The organism is Accumulibacter sp. (assembly GCF_029255145.1).
Lineage (GTDB): Bacteria > Pseudomonadota > Gammaproteobacteria > Burkholderiales > Rhodocyclaceae > Accumulibacter.
This window is the reverse complement of record NZ_JAPUVQ010000031.1, coordinates 41,853-59,888: the sequence shown is the minus strand read 5'-3', so window position 1 is coordinate 59,888 and position 18,036 is coordinate 41,853. Positions and strand designations below refer to the sequence as shown.

Sequence of the window (18,036 nt, the reverse complement as noted above, 5' to 3'; positions counted from 1 at the left end):
AAGTCCCCGGCCCCCCGGCTTCAGTCGGATCCGGCCGCGAAGCGCTTGAACTGCATGTCCTGAGCCGACAGTTCGCTGAGCTCGATGCGCACCGGCTGAACCTTCCAGATCTCGGTGCAGTACTCCTGAATCGCCCGATCCGACGAAAAGAAGCCGGAACGCGCGACGTTGATGATCGACATTCGCGACCAGCGCTCGTAATCGAGGTAGGCCTCTGAGACCCTTTCCTGGCACTCGATGTACGACTGGAAGTCGGCGAGCAGCATGTAGTCGTCGTGGTGGAGCAGGTGATCGACCAGCGGCCGGAAAATGTCGCGGTCGCCGCGGGTGAAGAAGCCCGAGCCGATCAGGTCGATCACTTCCCGCAGTTGCGGATTCGCGTCGTAGTAGCTGCGTGGCCGGTAGCCGCAGTTGCGCAGTTCCTTGACCTCGGGGGCGGTCATCCCGAAAAGGAAGAAGTTCTCGTCGCCGACCTGTTCGCGAATCTCGACGTTGGCCCCGTCGAGCGTGCCGATGGTCAGCGCGCCGTTCATCTGGAACTTCATGTTGCCGGTTCCGGACGCCTCCTTGCCGGCCAGCGAGATCTGCTCGGAGAGATCGGCACCCGGGAAGATCAACTGGCCGCTCTTGACGTTGTAGTTCGGGAAGAAGACCACCTGCAAACGGCCGCGCATCGCCGGATCGCGGCCGATGATATCGGCAACCGCGGTAACCAGCCGGATCATCAGCTTGGCCATCCGGTAACCGGGTGCGGCCTTGCCGCCGAAGATCACCGTCCGTGGCGCCATCTCAAGGTGCGGGTTGTCCTTCAGGCGCTTGTACAGCCAGATCACGTGCAGCAGGTTGAGGTGCTGCCGCTTGTACTCATGGATGCGCTTGACCTGGACGTCGAACATCGACGCGGGATCGACATCGACGTGCGCAAAGCGCTTGATCGTGCGCACCAGGTTTTCCTTGTTGCCGCGCTTGATCGCGCGCCAGGCCTCGCGGAACGCCGGGTCTTCGGCGTAGGGCTCGAGTTCGCGCAGCCGGCTCATGTCGGTCACCCAGCCCCGACCGATGCTGTCGTCGATCAGCTTCGACATCGCCGGATTGGCAAGCAGAACGAAGCGGCGCGGCGTCACGCCATTGGTCTTGTTGCGGAACTTCTCCGGCCACAGGTCGTAAAAATCCGCCAGGACGTCGGACTTCAGAAGCTCGGTGTGCAGGGCGGCGACGCCGTTCACGGCGAAGCTGCCGGCGACCGCCAGGTGCGCCATGCGCACGTAGCGTGCGCCATCTTCGTCGAACAGCGACATCCGCCTGAGCCGCGAGTCGTCACCCGGAAAACGAATCCGCACTTCGTCAAGGAAGCGCTCGTTGATTTCACAAATGATCTCGTAGTGCCGCGGCAGGACCTTCCTGAACAGCTTGAGCGGCCACTTCTCGAGCGCCTCGGGAAGCAGCGTGTGATTGGTGTACGCGAAGGTGCGCTGGGTGATCGACCAGGCCTGGTCCCAGACCATCTCGTATTCGTCCACCAGCAGGCGCATCAACTCGGCGACGGCGATCGACGGATGGGTGTCGTTTAGCTGGACGACGAATTTGTCATGGAAGTGATCGAGGTTCTTCTCGCGCTGCAGTTGCAGGCGAATCATGTCCTGCAGCGAACAAGAGACAAAGAAGTACTGCTGCTCGAGACGCAGGGTTTGGCCCGCTTCCATTTCGTCATTCGGGTAGAGCACCTTGGTCAGCGTCTCCGACAACACCTGTGCGTCCACCGCCTGGTAATAGTTGCCGGCATTGAAGGCTGCGAAATCGAACGATTCGGGCGCCTCGGCACTCCACAACCTGAGCCGGTTGGGGGTGTTGACGCCGAAGCCGAGCACCGGCATGTCCCAGGCCGTACCGCGTACCACCTTCGCCGGAACCCATTGCACACGCAAGCGGCGATTGACCGTCGCCTCGTACTGATGTTCGGTATGGCCGCCGAGCTTGATCTCGAAAGCGATGCTCGGCCGGTGGATCAGCCACGGACTGCCGGCACGCAGCCACTTGTCGGTCAGTTCGGCCTGCCAGCCATCGCGGATGGCCTGCGTGAAGATCCCGAACTCGTAGCGGATGCCGTAGCCAATGGCCGGAATCTCGAGGGTGGCCAGAGAATCGAGATAGCACGCGGCGAGACGGCCAAGACCGCCGTTGCCCAGCCCCGGCTCTTCCTCCTGATCGAGCAGGATCTCCAGGTCGAGTCCGAGTTCGCTCATCGCCTGCCGGGCATTGTCAAAGATGCCGAGATTGATCAGGTTGTTGCCGAGTTGCGGACCGATCAGGAATTCGGCCGACATGTAGCAGACCGTGCGGCTGCCCTGATCCCGATAGGTGCGGGCCGTTTGGACCCAGCGTTGCAGCAGGCGGTCGCGCACTGCCCGCGCCAGCGCCTGGAAGCAGTCATGGCGCGTCGCCACCTCTGGAAAGCGCGCCTGCGAATACACCAGCTTGTCGAGAAAGGCGCGTTTCAGCGCGTCGACGCTAAGCCCCATGCGCCGGTTGTCATGCCCGACCAGCGGCGCGGCGTCCGACGCCGCCGGTGCTTCACCCGGCTCTTGATTCCTCTGATTCATAGCGATACTCCCCCAGTGATGTCTTGATTGCCTGCCCATGTGCAGCCACGAGTCGCGAGCCGCCGACCCACCTCAGCGGCGAGTCTAAAGCATTGCTCACGCCTGCGCACGCGACGCCGCCAGCAACTCCCGGAGCAGCCGTCACGAGCCGGCGACGAAGGATGGTGCTAGGATGCAACGAATCGACGATTCGCTCGTTCAGCAATTCGCTGGCAGGCTTCCGATGAGGCTTGACCGGTGCCCCGTGCTCGACCTTACCCAACCACAGCGAGGACAGTCATGACTCTGAAAATTGAGAACCACCAACTGGTCGGCGACCAGGTCAGCCATCGCGACACGCCAAACCGTGGCGGCATCATGGCCCCGAGCTATCTGATCCTGCACTACACGGCGGGTCGTTCGCTCGAAAGCTCGGTGGAGTCGCTGTGCACCCGGAAACCGCAAGGCAACGCGTCGGCGCACGTCGTTCTCGGGCGCGACGGGAGAATCGTCCAGTTGGCACCTTTCAATGTCGTCACCTGGCACGCCGGAGTCAGCCAGTGGGCGGGACTGGTCGGCCTCAATTCGCACTCGATCGGTATCGAAATGGACAACGCCGGTCTGCTGAAAAGGGTCGGCAGCCAGTACCAGGCCTGGTTCGCCAAGGTCTATCCGGACGACGAGGTGACGCTCGCCGCGCATCGCAACGGTGGACCGGTGTCGCCATGGCATGCATACACCGAGGTGCAGATCGAGCGGGCAATCGAACTCGCCGAATTGCTGGTTGATCACTACGGCCTGCAGGATGTCCTCGGTCACGAGGACATCGCCCCGGGCCGCAAGGTTGACCCGGGTCCGGCCTTTCCGCTGGCTGCGGTGCGCAGCCGGGTGCTCGGTCGCGAACACGATGAACCGCCCCGCTACGTCGTCACCGCCAGTTCCCTGAACATCCGCAAGGGCCCGGACGCGAGTTTCGAACGCGCCGCCGCGCCACTGAAGAGTGGCACCGAGCTACTGCTCCTGGATGCTCGTGACCGCTGGAGTCAGGTCGAGGTCGTTGCCGACCCCGAGGTCGAGGGCTGGGTCAGCAACGCCTACATCGCCCCGGTCGGCAACACCCGGGACGCTGCCGTGGCGCGATTCACCGTCGCCGGGCCAGCGTCCACCGACCCGACCTTTGCTCCCACCAGGCTGAGAGGGCGCGCCGGCAAGGGCAAGCCGACGAAAAAGGGGCGCCGGGCGAAGAAACGCGAGGCCAGGGCCGGCGATGTCTAGTCCGCGCGGCGCGCCAGGCAAACAGCGAGCATGCGCTGCGCGCCTGACCCGATGCCAATCCCTGACCGGTCGCTGAACGGCCACCGGCAGCACTGGCATCGTGGCCCAACTGTTCATCAGCTACCGGACCTCCGACGGCAAGGACAAGGCGACCGCCCTGGCGCGCGATCTCGGCGCCCTGTTCGGTGACGAACAGGTCTTTCTCGACAAGGATGACCTGCGCGCCGGCGTCAGTTGGCGCGCCGAGATCGCCGCGACACTCAGGGCCAGACCGGTGCTCCTGTTGTTGCTGACGCCGGAACTGCTGACCGCGATCGACGGCAACGGGCGCCTGCGCATCGCCGACCCGGCGGACCCGGTTCGCCGCGAACTGAGCGACGCGCTGACCGGCGGCGCGCACGTCATCCCGCTGCTCTGCGACGGCCTCGATGCGCCACCAACGGCCGCTGACCTGCCCGAGCCTTTCAACCGCATCGGCGAGTTCACCTGGCGGCCGTTGCGCGCCTACGACTGGCAGCACGACCTCGCGCGTCTGGTGGACGACCTGCGCGCGCTCGGCATCGTCGCGGCGGGACCAGCGGCAACAAATGGCGGCCAGTCCGCCACGCCGACCGCCAGCGCGCGCCGCCGCTGGCTGGTGCCGGCGCTAGCCGGCGCCGTGTTCGCCCTCGGCGTCGGCTGGTACGCCGTTCAGCGGTCGCCAACGACGGCAGCAGCACGGACATCCGCGACGGATCCTGGCGACGTCACCGGCGCCTGGCTGGCCACGCTCGCCACCGACGAGACGCTCTCGCTGTCGTTGCGGCAATCCGGCGACCAGGTCGAACTGAACAGCCGGCCGGTGGCAATCAGCCGGCGTGCGGACTGGGCAGACTACCGCCGTTTCTGGCGCGAGCGCTTTGGCAGCGAACTCGACTTCGTCACCTACCGGGGAAAAGGTAGCGCCAGCAGCCTGCCGGGCGACCGCCTGGTGATCGACATCGCCCTGCAGATCGTCAGCAGTCCGGGCGACACGCTGACCGATACCGGCAACCTGCACGCCACGCTCGGTGCCGATGGCACGACCATGACCGGCACCCTGTGGCTGAACAGCAAACAGGCCGAACGCCCGCTACGCCTGGCGCGAACACCCAAGTCGAACTGACTGAACGGGTCGGTCGTCGTCAGCTCAGGGGGTGGCAGTGACGTAATGGCTGCCACGCAACAGGAAGCGCTTCTCGACCAGGTGCCAGAGGGCGATCGCGCCGGTCGCCGTGGTCAGCACGAATACCGCGAAGAACTGCCAGGGACTTTCCTCAAACCAGCGCGCCTGCACCAGAAGCTGGATGATCGGGAAATGAATGATGTACACGCCGTACGAAAAATCGCCGTACTTGGCGAAATTGCCGACATACAGGAACAGACCAAGGAAGACGACCACGATCGCCAGCGCCAGGGGCTCGAGCAGTGGCAGCGAGTACCTCGTGTCGATCGCCAGGACGGCGAGGGCCGCGACCAGGAAGTAGCCGACTCGCCGCTCGAACAGCTCCCTGAAGTAATACAGGAAGGCGCCGCCCATGAAGTACGAGAGCTGCCCGGGGAGCTGACGGCCAAGCTCGAGGTAGAGCGCCGAGCCATCATGCTCTGCGGCCAGCGCCAGCAGACGCGAATAGGCCACCGACGCGCAATACACCAGCAAGAGCACCGATCGGTGCGAAAATCGCCTGAACAGGAAAACCAGGAACGGCACCAGCAGGTAGAACATGGCCTCGATCTTGAGCGTCCATAGCGCCCCGTTGACCGCGGTCAACCTGTTGGCCTCGAAAACACCCGGAAGCGTTGGCTGCAGGAAATTCAGGAAGACCAGATTGGCGCCGAGGTACTTGACCCATGCCCACGAGAAATAGTCGGCGGCGGTCTTCGAACTGACCGCGACCAGAAGCACCGCGCAGAGCGTCACCACCGTGCAATACGCCGGATAGATGCGCCGGACGCGCTTGCTGGCGTAAGACGCGAGCGATGTCGAGCGTTCATGGCTCATCACGATCAGAAAGCCGCTGACCACGAAAAAAGCCTTCACGGCGACCGCCGCCGACAGGAATCGCGTGACCGGCGCCAGTTCCTGGAATCCGGAGAGTTCCTGGGCATGTACCAGGCAAACGCTGGCCGCGAACAACAGGCGCAGCAGGTCGAAGTTGTTCCTGGCCAGACGCGGACTATCGATCTGTCCATCCTGGTGCACTTGCCGAGCCAACTAGTGGTCCTCCCGGGCGCCAGCCGACCGCCACCCGACGAACGCCTCGTACGCCCTCCGCCGGATCCGGCGCCGCCCTGGGTGCAGCGTGGGCGTTCGGCCGGCGAGGCGGCGCCACGCGGCCGCCAGCCTCAATCCTCGTGCCTGATCAAGACCACCGCCTCGGAGGCGAGGCCCTCGCCGCGTCCGACGAAGCCGAGTCGTTCGGCGGTCTTGGCCTTGACGTTGACTGCGCTGCTGGGCACCTGCAGGTCCCCGGCGATGTTGATGGTCATCTGTGGCAGATACGACGCCAGCTTTGGCGCCTGGGCGATGATCGTCGCGTCCACGTTGCCGACCGTCCACCCGGCCTTGAGCAGCAGCGCAACGGTGGCGCGCAGCAACTGGCGACTGTCGGCACCGCGATAGCGCGGGTCGGTATCGGGAAAGTGGCGGCCGATGTCGCCCAGCGCGGCTGCGCCGAGCAGCGCATCGGTGATCGCGTGCAGCAGCGCGTCGGCATCCGAGTGACCCAGCAGGCCGGCGCTGTGCGGGATCCTGACCCCGCCGAGGATCATCGGCCGGCCGGGAACCAGCGCGTGGACGTCGCAGCCTTGTCCGATGCGGATCACTGGTCCACCCGCGTCTTCCCTTGCAGGATCTGTTCGGCCAGCAGCAGATCGGCCGGATAGGTGACCTTGAAGTTGCTGGCGTCACCGCGCACCAGCCGTGGGCTGAGGCCGGCGGCCTCGACGGCGGACGCTTCGTCGGTGCCGTCGGGGTGTTCGGCGAGGACCCGCTTCAGCAAGCCGTAGCGAAACATCTGCGGCGTCTGCGCCTGCCACAAGCCATCGCGCGACTCGGTGCGCGCGACGCGCCGCTGCCAGTCGGCGCGCTTCAGGGTGTCGGCCACCGGCACCGCCAGAATGCCGCCGACCGGATCATCGGCCAATTCGTCGCACAGCGCCAGCAGGCTGGCCTGCGACAGGCAGGGGCGCGCGGCGTCGTGCACCAGCACCCAGTCGTCGTCATGGGCCGCCGTCGCCGCGGCGCGCAGGCCGTTGGCGACGCTCTCCGAGCGGCTGCCGCCGCCACAATAAACGCTCTCCAGCTTGTGGCCGAGGCTTGTCCAATCGTACTGCCGCCACCATCTATCGTCTGGAGAGAGCACCACCCAGACGCGATCGACGCGCTGGCAGCGACACAAGGCGGCGAGGCTGTAGTAGATCAGGGGACGGCCGGCGAGCGACTGGTACTGCTTTGGCGTCTCGCCGCCGAAGCGCGATCCGCTGCCGGCGGCGGGGACGATTGCGTAGTGGCGTAGCATGGCGTAATTTTAACGAAATACGGCAAGGGGTTGGCGAAATGAACGCGCGGCACGTCGGCCGGGCAATCACCGCCAGGCTGGCCTCGCCAAGCCGCTCGCTCGCCGCCCAACCCATCTCGAGGATCGCCCGCATGACCCACTCGACACCCGCAACACCTGCCATTCGGCCAGCCGCAGTCGCTGGCGCCTTCTACCCCGGATCGGCCAGCGCGCTGGCCCGCGATCTGCGCGTGCTGCTGGCCGGCGCCTCGGCGGCGAAGGCCTGGCGGCCGAAGGCGATCATTGCGCCGCATGCCGGCTACGTCTATTCCGGGCCGATTGCCGCCAGCGTTTATGGCCCGCTGCGGGCGTTGCGCGCGAGCATCCGCCGCGTCGTCCTGCTCGGCCCGACGCACCGCGTCGCGGTCAATGGACTGGCGCTCCCGTCGACCAGCGGCTTTGCCACGCCGCTCGGCGTGGTGCCGCTGGACGCCGCGGCGATTGCCGACATCGCAGCGCTGCCGCAGGTCGTCGTCAGCGACGCCGCGCACGCCATGGAGCACTCGCTGGAGGTGCAATTGCCCTTTCTGCAGAGCGTGCTCGACGACTTCACGCTGGTGCCGCTGGCGGTCGGCCGCGCGCTGGCGGCGCAGGTTGCCGAAGTCCTCGAACGTTTGTGGGGCGGCGACGAGACGCTGATCGTGATCAGCTCGGATCTGTCGCATTACCTGCCCTACGCGGTCGCTCGTGAAGCCGACGCCGAGACCGCGCGGCGCATCGTCGCGCTCGACCCGCCGCTCGACCACCAGCAGGCGTGTGGCGCGACGCCGGTCAATGGCCTGCTGCTGGCGGCGAGTCGGCACGGGCTGCAGGCGCAACTGATCGACCTGCGCAATTCCGGAGACACCGCCGGCGACCGCTCGCGGGTGGTCGGCTACGGTGCCTTCGCCTTCGCTACGGCGAGCGCCAATGTCCACTGAGCCGCTCGGCCGCGCGCTGCTGATCTGCGCGCGCAACGCCATCGGCGAACGCTTCGGGATCGCGGCGCTACCCGTCAGCTCGCTTCCGGAACTCGCCGAGCCGGCGGCGACTTTCGTCACGCTGACCCAGAACGGCCGCCTGCGAGGCTGCGTCGGCAGTCTGGAGGCGCACCGGCCGCTGGCCGACGACGTCGCCGAAAACGCCGTCGCTGCCGCTTTTCGCGACCGGCGCTTCGCACCACTGAGCGCCCGGGAGCTGTCGCGCACGCGTGTCGAGGTCTCGCTGCTGACCCCGCCCGAGCCCTTCCCGGTGCGCAGCGAGGCGGACGCACTGGCCCGTCTGCGACCCGGCATTGATGGCCTGATCCTGAGCTGCGGCCATCGCCGCGCGACCTTCCTGCCGCAGGTATGGGAGTCGCTCACCGACCCGCGTCAGTTCCTGGCCGAACTCAAACTGAAGGCCGGTCTGCCAGCCGACTTCTGGGACGAGCAGCTCACCCTGGCGCGTTATGGAGCAAAAAAATGGAAAGAGAACTGAGCGCCTCGCCGAAAACGCCAGAATCCGAACACCCCGGTCGCTGGTGGCACGCCATCGCCGACCAGCGGATTCAGTGCGACCTCTGCCCGCGCGACTGCAAGCTGCACGAAGGCCAGCGCGGCGCCTGCTTCGTTCGCCAGAATACCGGCGGCCAGATGGCGCTCACCACCTACGGTCGCTCGTCGGGTTTCTGCATCGATCCGATCGAGAAGAAGCCGCTGAACCACTTCTATCCCGGATCGGCAATTCTTTCCTTCGGCACCGCCGGCTGCAATCTGGCGTGCAAGTTCTGCCAGAACTGGGACATCTCGAAGTCGAAGGACATGGACCGCCTGCTCGACGCCGCCAGCCCGGAAGGGATCGCCGCCGCGGCCGCTGCCTACGGTGCCCAGTCCGTGGCCTTCACCTACAACGACCCGGTGATCTTCGCCGAATACGCGATCGACACCGCCGTTGCCTGCCGTGCGCTGGGCATCAGGAGCGTGGCGGTAACCGCCGGCTACATGCATCGCGAGCCGGCACGCGAGTTCTACGCGGTGATGGACGCCGCCAACGTCGACCTCAAGGCCTTCACCGACGACTTTTACTTCAAACTCTGCGGTGGCCACCTGCAACCGGTGCTCGACATCCTGAGCTACATCCATCATGAAACGACGTGCTGGCTCGAAATCACCACCCTGCTGATTCCGGGTCGCAACGATTCGGCGGCCGAGATCAAGGACCTCGCCGACTGGGTGGCGCGTGAACTGGGGCCCGACGTGCCGCTGCACTTCACCGCTTTTCACCCTGACTGGAAAATGAGCGAGCTACCGCCGACGCCGGCGTCGACGCTGACGCAGGCCCGGCGCATCGCCATCGACGCCGGCCTGCACTACGTCTATACCGGCAACGTGCACGACACCGAAGGCGGCACCACCTTCTGCCCGGGTTGCCAGGCGGCGCTGATCGAGCGCGACTGGTACAACATTCGTCATTACGACCTGCCGAGCAATGGCCAGTGTCCGCACTGCGCAATGCCGATCGCCGGCCACTTCGCGCGCTTCGACAAGCCTTTCGGACCGCGTCGCGTACCGGTCAGACTGGTCCGTCGTTGATCGACGAGATCGCTCTTCCCGGCGAGACGCCGATCTCGATCGACGCTGGCCACGGTCACGAACCGCTGCATGGTCTACTGTCGCTGCCCGCTAGGCCGTCGGCGCTGATCGTCCTGAGCCACGCCGGTCGAACTCCCGAGAAGCGTGACGAGATGCTCGCCATGGCACTCCGACACGCCGGTGTCGGAGCACTGACGATCGACCTGCTGACGCCTGCCGAAGAACGCTTTGCCGACAACCACCACAACGTCCCGCTGCTTGCCCGGCGGCTGCTCGACGCCCTGGCGCTGATCAAGCGGCAGATGCGCGATGAACAGCTGCCGGCCTTGCCAATCGGCCTCTGTGCCGCCGGCGACTGCTCGCCGGTGGTGCTGCGGGTCGCCGCCCTGCGTGACCATGACATCTTCGCCATTGTTTGCCGGGGCGGCCTGATCGACCTCGCCGGCATGCTCTACCTGCGCTCGCTGGCTTCGCCGCTGCTGGTGCTGGTCAACGCCGATGACGAAAACGTTGTCGCGAGCAACCGGCGAGCGCTGCGCGAGCTGTCAGGCCGCAAGGAGTTGAAGCGGCTGCCTGGCAGCGTCGGTGCGCCCGACTCCGCCGCCGCGGGCGAGTGGGTCGCGGGTGAAGCCGCGCACTGGTTCCTGCGCCACCTTCCGGCCGCGACGGCCATTGCCCCGGACCGCGCCTGAGCCAGAGCCCGAGCCCGAGCCCGAGCCCGTGGATGCGAGCTTGCCGTTGCGACGCTGGCCGGACGTTCGTCATCGAGCGCACCGTCGGTCAGCTTCCGGGCGTCTTCTCGATCTGGCCGGGCGCTACAATCACGCGCCGGCTGGCGCGTTCGGCCGAAGGCCAAGCCAGCGAGTCCAGGTGGACGACCTCCCAAGGAGCCGCCTAGTCGCCAGCAGTCGCTCGAAGTCAGAATTGGCTTTATTTCCTGATCCACTGCAAGGTAATATCTCTTTCCTTGCCAGCGGTCCCCGCGCCACGACAGTCATGGGCGGGCCACTTGCGCCGTCCTTCACCGGCGCGCACACGGCCAGACAGAGACCAGCGGGACTATCTGGACTATCTGGACTTCATTCGTCTTCCTGGAGGCAAGCATGTCATTCCAGCATCGACCCGGATCGACTCGATCCGCCAGGCGTCCCGGGTTTCCCCGGTTGTTCAGTTCGTTGGTCGTCATCTGCGCCACCACCGTGGCGACCGGTCAGGCGTTCGCTGGCGGCATGATTGCCTACGAACTCGGGACGGCCGATGTCGGCCTGGCGTCGGCTGGCTACAACGCGCGCGCGCAGGACGCATCAACCGTGTTTACCAATCCGGCCGGCATGACACGGCTGGAAGGCAAGCAGGCTCTCGCCTCGGGACAACTGCTGTGGGCCAACACCAGGTACTCGATCGGTTCGGGCACCTCGCCCCTACTCGGCAGCGACAACGGCGGCTATGCGATCGGATCGAGCGGCTGGTTCCCCGGTGGTGGCGCTTTTTTCAGCTACAGCGTCTCCCCTGACCTGAAGCTCGGCTTCGCGGTGGCCGGTAATTTCGGTGCGCCCCTGAAGTACGACAACGACTGGGCGGGCCGTTATTACATCCAGAGCACGACGCTGCTTGGCGTTTCGCTGCTTCCCACCATCGCCTACAGAGTCAACGACAAGCTCTCGCTTGGCGCAGGCCTGAACGCCATGTACGGGATCTACCAGGACCAGGTGGCGATCAACAATCCCATCCCGGCTTTTGGTGATGGCAGACTCAAGTACGACGATAACAGCTGGGGCTGGGGCGCCAACCTTGGCTTGATGTACGAGATCGACGAGGGAAACCGCATCGGGCTGACCTGGAACTCGCAGGTTGACCTCGACTTCAAGGCCTCTCCAGAGTTCTCGAACCTCTCGCCAATTGTTGCCAGCGGGCTGAACAAGGCCGGCTTGCTGAACTCGAATCTCAAGATCGGCATCAAGGTTCCACAGCAGGTAATGGCCAGCGTTTTCGCTCAGATCAACCCGCAGTGGGCGGCGCTCGGCAGCGTCGGCTGGCAACAGTGGTCGAAGTTCGGAAGGGTCAACATCGGCATCGAAGACACCTCGAATCCAGTCAGCCTGACCACCGACATCCCCTTCAAGGACACCTGGCACCTGGCCGCTGGCGCGCAATATCGGCTGAGCAATCCGTGGCTGCTCAACTTCGGTATCGCGTACGACTCGGGTTTCCAGCCGAACGGTTCGACCGTCTCGCCGCTGATGCCGCTGAACACCGCCTGGCGTTTCGGTGTGGGTGGCCAGCAACAGCTGAGCAAGACTTCGGTATGGGGCCTGGCAGCGGAATACATATACGGCGGGACGCTCAAGACCGACCTGCAGACCACCGCACCGGTCGCCGTTGGCGGGCGCGGCAACCTGATCGGTTCGTACGACAACACCGGAACGCTGGTGATGAGTGTCTACGGCAACTGGAAGTTCTAGCGCTGCTCCGGGGCGGCACTGGCGAGACGGCAGCGGACCGGGACGGCCCGCCGAGAGTCAGGTTCGCCAGGACGCTGAACAAGGTGCGGCCGACCACGCGTCGCCCGGAACTCGTGCGGGAAGATGCGGGCAAGCCGATGCCGGCCCGGCGCACCAACACCGATCGTACGCTTCCATCGGCGTTGCTGGTCTCGCGTCAGCCAACGATTTGAACCGGTTTCCCGTCAAGAGAGGAACACGCATGGATCGCAAACTCAAGTACCTGGCCGCGGCGTTGTTCGCTGCCGGACCCCTTAGCCTGACGGCGCCGCTGGCACTGGCGCAGCAGAAGAACCCGGAACGCAATGTCTATTACGGCGAGACGCACGTCCACACCAGCTGGTCGTTCGATGCCTTCGCCTTCGGCGACACCGTCACCGGGCCCGAAACGTTCTACCAGTACTCGCTCGGCAAGCCGGTGGCCCACCCGGGTGGCTATCAGGTGAAGATCACCAAGCCGCTCGACTGGGGTGCGGTAACCGAGCACGCCGAGTACATGGGGATGATCCAGGAGGCGATGGACCCCGGGTCGCCGCTGCGGAAGAACTCGCCGGTCGTCGCCGAAGCGTTCAAGGCGGGCGTGCGTGCCGATCCGCTGCTAGCTTTCAAGCTGTTGTCGCTGACCATCGCCAAGGGCGAGACGATCAAGCAACTGGCCAATCCGGTGGTCGCCGCACCGGTCTGGAAACGGATCGTCGACATCGCCGACAAGTACTATCAGCCCGGCACGTTCACGACCTTCGCCGCCTACGAGTGGACCGCCACGCCGAATTCCAAAAATCTGCACCGCAACATTTTCTTCCGGGATTCGACGAAGGTCCCGCAGGTGCCGTTCACGCCGCTCGATTCGACCGATCCGAGCGCACTCTGGAACTGGATGGACCAGCAGCGCGCGGCGGGCAACGAGTTGCTCGCCATCTCGCACAATGCCAACCTGAGCGACGGCCTGATGTTTCCGACCGAGGTCGATCACACCGGCCGGCCGATCGACCGGGCGTGGGCCGAAGCGCGGCTGCGCAACGAGCCGCTGACCGAGATGAAACAGGTCAAGGGCCAGTCGGAGACGACGCCGGGACTTTCGCCAAACGACGAGTTCGCCAACTACGAGGTCTTCGTCTGGCACCTCCTGGGCAGGAAAGGACCGCCCCCGCGCGAGTACGGCAGCTACGTACGGCAGGCGTACAAGGACGGCGTTGCCATGGAGCAGGCGCGCGGCTTCAACCCCTTCAAGTTTGGCGTGGTCGGCGGCTCGGACTCGCACGTCAGCGTCGTGCCTTACCGCCAGAAGAACTTCTTCGGCGTGCACGGGACCGTCGACGACTCGCCGCAAAAGCGCATTGACGGCGCCACGGTGCTCGGACTCAACAGCCTCTGGGTGACCCCAGCGGGTCTCAGCGCGGTATGGGCCGAGGAGAACACGCGCGAGGCGATATTCGACGCGATGAAGCGCAAGGAGACCTACTCGACGAGCGGCGTGCGCGTAGCGGTGCGCTTCTTTGGCGGCTGGTCCCTGGATGCCGGGATGTTCAAGCAGAAGGACTGGGTCAAGTCGGCCTACGCCAGGGGCGTCCCGATGGGCGCCGACCTGCCGGCAAAGAACGCCCGGGCACCGACGTTCGCCGTCTGGGCCACGAAGGACCCGGACAGCGGCAATCTCGACCGCGTGCAGATCGTCAAGGGCTGGAGCATGCACGGCCAGTCGTTCGAGAAAGTCTACGACGTCGCCTGGGCAGGCGCGCGCAAGCCCGACCCGGCGACCGGCAAAGTACCCCCGGTCGGCTCGACGGTGGACCTCGCGAGGGCGACCTACACCAATACCATCGGCGCGGTGGAGCTGAAGGCGGTGTGGACCGACCCGGAATTCGATCCGAGCCTCGATGCCTTCTACTACACGCGGGTGCTGGAGATTCCGACGCCACGCTGGAGCACCATGCAGGCCGTCAAGCTGGGCAGGGTTCCGCCGAGCGGTCCGGGATTTTCCGCAATCATCCAGGAGCGCGCGTGGAGCTCGCCGATCTGGTACACGCCCAGTGCCGAGGCGCGCAAGACCGCCCGGCCCGGCGTCACCGTGGCCGACCTGAAAAAGCAGGGTTCGCTGGCGCTGTCCGACGCGCAGCTCAAGGAGCTGCTGGTCGGCAAGACGGTCAAGGTACGGAACGCGGTCACCGGCGAGCGCTTCGAGATCCTGCACGGCACCACCGGTCGCCGCCTGATCACCACGGTGAACGGAAGACCGGCCGCGCTGACCGGGGCGGGCGAGATGATGCACGGCGGCGACCAGGACTACGAGATCCGCGACGGGCGTCTGCGCACGGACATCAACGGTACCGAGTTCGATGTAGCGGTCTACAAGCTGGGCGACAAGTACCTGGCGGCGCGCAGCAACGAATTCGGCTACGCCAACTACGAGGTCGAGCCGCTGAAAGAGTGAGCATCGACCGTGCGTTACCAGGTGCAGCCGTCGCGTGTCGGGCGATGGCTGCGCGAGCCATTGCTGTTTGGCTGGCGGCGCGTGCTGTTCGCCGTTCATGGCGCACTCAACCCGCAGGCTGGTGCATCATCCGCATCCGGTCAGGTCCGGCTGACCCGGGACGATCTGCGGCAACTGGCGATGTCCGGGCGGTGAAACGGCAGCGCCCGCCAACGCCGGATGAAATGCACCGCCTGATCGAGAACAGGGTTGGCGACGAGGGTCCCATTGCCTGAAGACCAAGGCCGGACGAGCGCGCTACGCTTTACGCGATGATCGAAGCGGCATTCGCGATCATCAAGTCGGCAATGGGCTATCGCCGCTTCTCCCGGCGCGAGTTGAAGGAGGTCAGCGGCGAGTGGACGCTGGTCTGCCTGGCGTGGCATGTGCAGCGCGGCCGTATGGCGTCTATAGGACGGAAAACGAGTCGAAAACCATCGGAAACACCGGAAAATCAATGACCTCGGAGTTTGCTGTGCCGCATTGTGAAATGCGCCGGCTTCGCCGGCATCCCGTCCGGCAGGCGCCCGGAGCACAACTGCGGCGTGGCGCTCTGCTCGGAATCACCGGCAGCGTGCCCGTGCAGCGTGACGGTGAAGACCGCTGATCATCGGCGCGGCGAAAGCGGACCTGGCGCTGCTGGCCTGCTGTGCCGGGGGCGGACGTGGCCGAAGGAGGAATCACCTTCCGCCGGGTGGCCGCGACCGGTGCGCCTTGTGCGCGTCGCAGGCCGCTCGGCTGCCGATCACGTTGGCTCCGGGCCCCAGGTACGCACGTTGCCGGTGTCGACATGCACGAAGTCCGATTCCGGGTAATAGCCGACGCCGCCAAAGCCAAGTGCCACGGCGGCCTCGCGCAGGCGAGCCGTGTCAAAGCCGACCAGGCGCAGGTCGATGGCACGCGCTTCCATGTGCAGGCTGTGTCTTGCCACACCGCCGCCACCGGTCTTGCGCAACTTCGCGTTCGTCGCGGGCGAGCGATACGCCGAGATGATTTCGAAGACATCTCCCCCACAGGTTAAGCTTAGCGCGTGCAGAATGTCGAACAGGCGAGGGTCCATAGACGCCATCTGGCCGGTGCGGAAGTCGCGCAGCAGCCAGTTCAAGCGCGCGATCGCGGAGTCCACGTAGCCGCGGCTGTCGCGAAAAACCACATTGAGGCGTTCTTCGGTGTGGGTGTGGCGAAACTTCAGTTCGCAACTGCCGGCGGAAGATGTAGCGCGAGCTGAAGCGAAGGGCACCGCGAGCGGCAGGGCAGCCAGTCCCTTCAGGAACAAACGACGGTGTGTCGCGGTTTCGCGCCGCCTGGCGCCATTAATGGAGTTATGGAGCATGGGTTTTTTTCATTCCGGAAAGGCACCTGAAGGCGGCATCGTACCCGATGTCGCTCTGGTGTTGAACCAGTTGCTGCGCTTTTTCGCCACCGCGAGCCTGCTGATCGCTGGCATTTCGCCGCTCCTGGCACAGACGACAGTCGAGCCGCCACCGCCTCTCGGCGAGCGTGCGATCCCTTCGGCTTCGCTGCCGACGCCCGCGGATCTGCCGCTGCGCATCGAGCAGGCGCTCCATCAGTCGAGCAGCGATGGGGGACCTGCCGACTCGCCCGAAGCAGCGGTGATCCGCCTCTTCTACCACGCGCGCGGCTATCGCCCGGTGTGGACCGGCAACGAGCGTACCCGCGCCGTGCTGGCAGCGGTCGAGGCGAGCCGGGCGCACGGTCTGGCGCCGGCCGATTTCGCGATCGACGCGCTGCGGCGCGAGGCCGCAGGTGGCGGCGGCGACCGGGACGCGATCGTCCGTCGCGAACTGCTGTTCACCGGTGCGCTGGCGCGCCTGGCGCGGCAGCTGCACTATGGCAAGGTCGATCCCCGTGCGCTGTATTCGATCTGGAATTTCTCCCCGCTTCCCGACGCCAGCGAGCGCGCGCAGATGCTGACCGACCTGCTTGAAGCCGACTCGCTGACCACGGCATTGGCGGCTCTTGCGCCGCAAGACAAGGCTTATCGGGCGCTCCAGAAGGGGCTGTCGCGGTTCACTGAGCTGGCGGCAAGCGGTGGCTGGCCAAGCATCCCCGCCGGAGCGACGCTTCGTCCCGGCGAGCGCGAGGCACGCGTCCGCGCACTGCGCGCCCGGCTGCAGGCCGAGGACCCGGCCGCCGACCTGGCGGCCGCGCCGGGCAGCGACCCCGCGCGCTACGACAAGGCGTTGGCGGCCGCAGTCGAGCGCTTCCAGCGCGTCCACGGCCTGGCCGTGGACGGCGCGGTCGGCCCTCTCACGCTCGCCGCGCTGAACGTCAGTGCCGCCGACCGCGCGGCGCAGATCCGCGTCAACCTCGAACGTCTGCGCTGGGTGGCGCGCGACATGCCCGCCGATCGCCTGGCGGTGGACATCACCGGCTTCAACGCGGAACTCCATCTCGACGGTGCGCTGCGGTGGTCGTCGAAAGTGGTGGTTGGGCGTCCCGCCCGCCAGACGCCGGTGCTGCTCGACGAGGTCCAGCACATTGTGCTCAATCCGAAGTGGGTGGTGCCGCCGACCATCCTGCGCGAGGACGTCATCCCCGGAATGATCGCCAACGCGGCCTACCTCAAGAAGCGCCAGCTGCGCGTCGTCGACCGCAGCGGGCAGGTCGTCGCGCCGGAGCTGATCGACTGGAGCGGCGTGCGGCGGACAGGTTTTCCGTACCGGATCGAGCAACAGTCCGGTGCCGACGGAGCGCTCGGCCGGATCAAGTTCGCGCTGGCGAACGGTTACGCGATCTATCTGCACGACACGCCGTCGCCTGCGCAGTTCCAAAAGCCGGTGCGGGCACTCAGTTCGGGCTGTGTGCGGCTCGAAAAACCGCGCGAGCTGGCCCTGTTGCTGCTCGACGATCCGCAGCGCTGGGACAAGGACGCGCTCGACGCGGCGATCGCCAGCCGACGAACACAATCCGTTCCGGTGGGGCGCTACGTTCCGGTCCTGTTGCTCTACCGGACGGCGGTTGCGGATGAGCTGGGGACAGTGTCCTTTCGCAGCGACATCTACGACCAGGACGGCGCGGTGCGCGCGCTGCTCGACACCCCCGCCCGCCCGCGCTGAA

General features: G+C 65.9%; 16 protein-coding genes. 11 read left to right on the top strand and 5 right to left on the bottom strand.

The genetic code is table 11. From position 1 onward, the window contains the following. Nucleotides 1-20: 20 nt before the first annotated feature. Nucleotides 21-2,600: a glycogen/starch/alpha-glucan phosphorylase gene (locus tag Q1L50_RS03485; protein ID WP_300335928.1), complete on the bottom strand. Its 2,580-nt coding sequence runs from the start codon at nucleotides 2,598-2,600 to the stop codon at nucleotides 21-23. Nucleotides 2,601-2,879: 279 nt separating this feature from the next. Between Q1L50_RS03485 and Q1L50_RS03480 the strand changes: the two genes are divergently transcribed. Next, complete coding sequence (locus tag Q1L50_RS03480; protein WP_300335927.1) at nucleotides 2,880-3,854, top strand: N-acetylmuramoyl-L-alanine amidase; 975 nt, start codon at nucleotides 2,880-2,882, stop codon at nucleotides 3,852-3,854. 100 nt (nucleotides 3,855-3,954) lie between these two features. Next, nucleotides 3,955-4,998, top strand: coding sequence for a TIR domain-containing protein (locus Q1L50_RS03475; RefSeq protein WP_300335925.1), 1,044 nt, complete (start codon nucleotides 3,955-3,957; stop codon nucleotides 4,996-4,998). A 24-nt stretch (nucleotides 4,999-5,022) separates the two neighbouring features. On the opposite strand, the gene Q1L50_RS03470 is transcribed toward Q1L50_RS03475, so the two are convergent. The 3 genes from Q1L50_RS03470 to ispD form a co-directional block, all read right to left on the bottom strand. Beyond that, entirely contained in the window at nucleotides 5,023-6,087 is a 1,065-nt protein-coding gene (locus Q1L50_RS03470) for an acyltransferase (RefSeq protein WP_300335924.1), read from the bottom strand. A 131-nt stretch (nucleotides 6,088-6,218) separates the two neighbouring features. Continuing rightward, a complete protein-coding gene (ispF, locus tag Q1L50_RS03465) occupies nucleotides 6,219-6,698 on the bottom strand; it encodes a 2-C-methyl-D-erythritol 2,4-cyclodiphosphate synthase (RefSeq protein WP_300335923.1) in 480 nt (159 codons plus the stop codon). Beyond that, on the bottom strand, nucleotides 6,695-7,393 hold the full coding sequence (ispD, locus tag Q1L50_RS03460; protein ID WP_300335922.1) for a 2-C-methyl-D-erythritol 4-phosphate cytidylyltransferase: 699 nt from the start codon (nucleotides 7,391-7,393) through the stop codon (nucleotides 6,695-6,697). The genes ispF and ispD overlap by 4 nt, the downstream gene beginning before the upstream one ends. 131 nt (nucleotides 7,394-7,524) lie before the next feature. Between ispD and amrB the strand changes: the two genes are divergently transcribed. The 8 genes from amrB (at nucleotide 7,525) to Q1L50_RS03420 (ending at nucleotide 15,416) form a co-directional block, all read left to right on the top strand. Then, a complete protein-coding gene (amrB, locus tag Q1L50_RS03455) occupies nucleotides 7,525-8,352 on the top strand; it encodes an AmmeMemoRadiSam system protein B (protein ID WP_300335920.1) in 828 nt (275 codons plus the stop codon). Continuing rightward, complete coding sequence (gene amrA / locus Q1L50_RS03450) at nucleotides 8,342-8,890, top strand: AmmeMemoRadiSam system protein A (RefSeq protein WP_300335918.1); 549 nt, start codon at nucleotides 8,342-8,344, stop codon at nucleotides 8,888-8,890. Before amrB ends, amrA begins: the two co-directional genes overlap by 11 nt. Then, nucleotides 8,875-9,984, top strand: a complete 1,110-nt coding sequence (gene amrS / locus Q1L50_RS03445) for an AmmeMemoRadiSam system radical SAM enzyme (RefSeq protein ID WP_300335917.1) — start codon at nucleotides 8,875-8,877, stop codon at nucleotides 9,982-9,984. The genes amrA and amrS overlap by 16 nt, the downstream gene beginning before the upstream one ends. After that, entirely contained in the window at nucleotides 9,981-10,676 is a 696-nt protein-coding gene (locus tag Q1L50_RS03440; protein ID WP_300335915.1) for a hypothetical protein, read from the top strand. The genes amrS and Q1L50_RS03440 overlap by 4 nt, the downstream gene beginning before the upstream one ends. 471 nt (nucleotides 10,677-11,147) lie before the next feature. After that, nucleotides 11,148-12,446: an outer membrane protein transport protein gene (locus tag Q1L50_RS03435; protein WP_300335914.1), complete on the top strand. Its 1,299-nt coding sequence runs from the start codon at nucleotides 11,148-11,150 to the stop codon at nucleotides 12,444-12,446. Nucleotides 12,447-12,687: 241 nt separating this feature from the next. Next, nucleotides 12,688-14,916: a DUF3604 domain-containing protein gene (locus Q1L50_RS03430; protein WP_300335913.1), complete on the top strand. Its 2,229-nt coding sequence runs from the start codon at nucleotides 12,688-12,690 to the stop codon at nucleotides 14,914-14,916. A gap of 9 nt (nucleotides 14,917-14,925) precedes the next feature. Next, entirely contained in the window at nucleotides 14,926-15,111 is a 186-nt protein-coding gene (locus tag Q1L50_RS03425; RefSeq protein ID WP_300335911.1) for a hypothetical protein, read from the top strand. A 116-nt stretch (nucleotides 15,112-15,227) separates the two neighbouring features. Further along, entirely contained in the window at nucleotides 15,228-15,416 is a 189-nt protein-coding gene (locus tag Q1L50_RS03420; RefSeq protein WP_300335910.1) for a transposase, read from the top strand. A gap of 284 nt (nucleotides 15,417-15,700) precedes the next feature. Here Q1L50_RS03420 and Q1L50_RS03415 read toward each other — a convergent pair whose 3' ends face one another. Beyond that, nucleotides 15,701-16,288 (bottom strand): DUF882 domain-containing protein, encoded by a 588-nt coding sequence (locus Q1L50_RS03415; RefSeq protein WP_300335908.1) that lies wholly within the window; start codon nucleotides 16,286-16,288, stop codon nucleotides 15,701-15,703. On the opposite strand from Q1L50_RS03415, the gene Q1L50_RS03410 reads away from it, so the two are divergent. Then, nucleotides 16,287-18,035, top strand: coding sequence for a L,D-transpeptidase family protein (locus tag Q1L50_RS03410; RefSeq protein WP_300335906.1), 1,749 nt, complete (start codon nucleotides 16,287-16,289; stop codon nucleotides 18,033-18,035). The genes Q1L50_RS03415 and Q1L50_RS03410 overlap by 2 nt on opposite strands. Nucleotide 18,036: the final 1 nt, after the last annotated feature.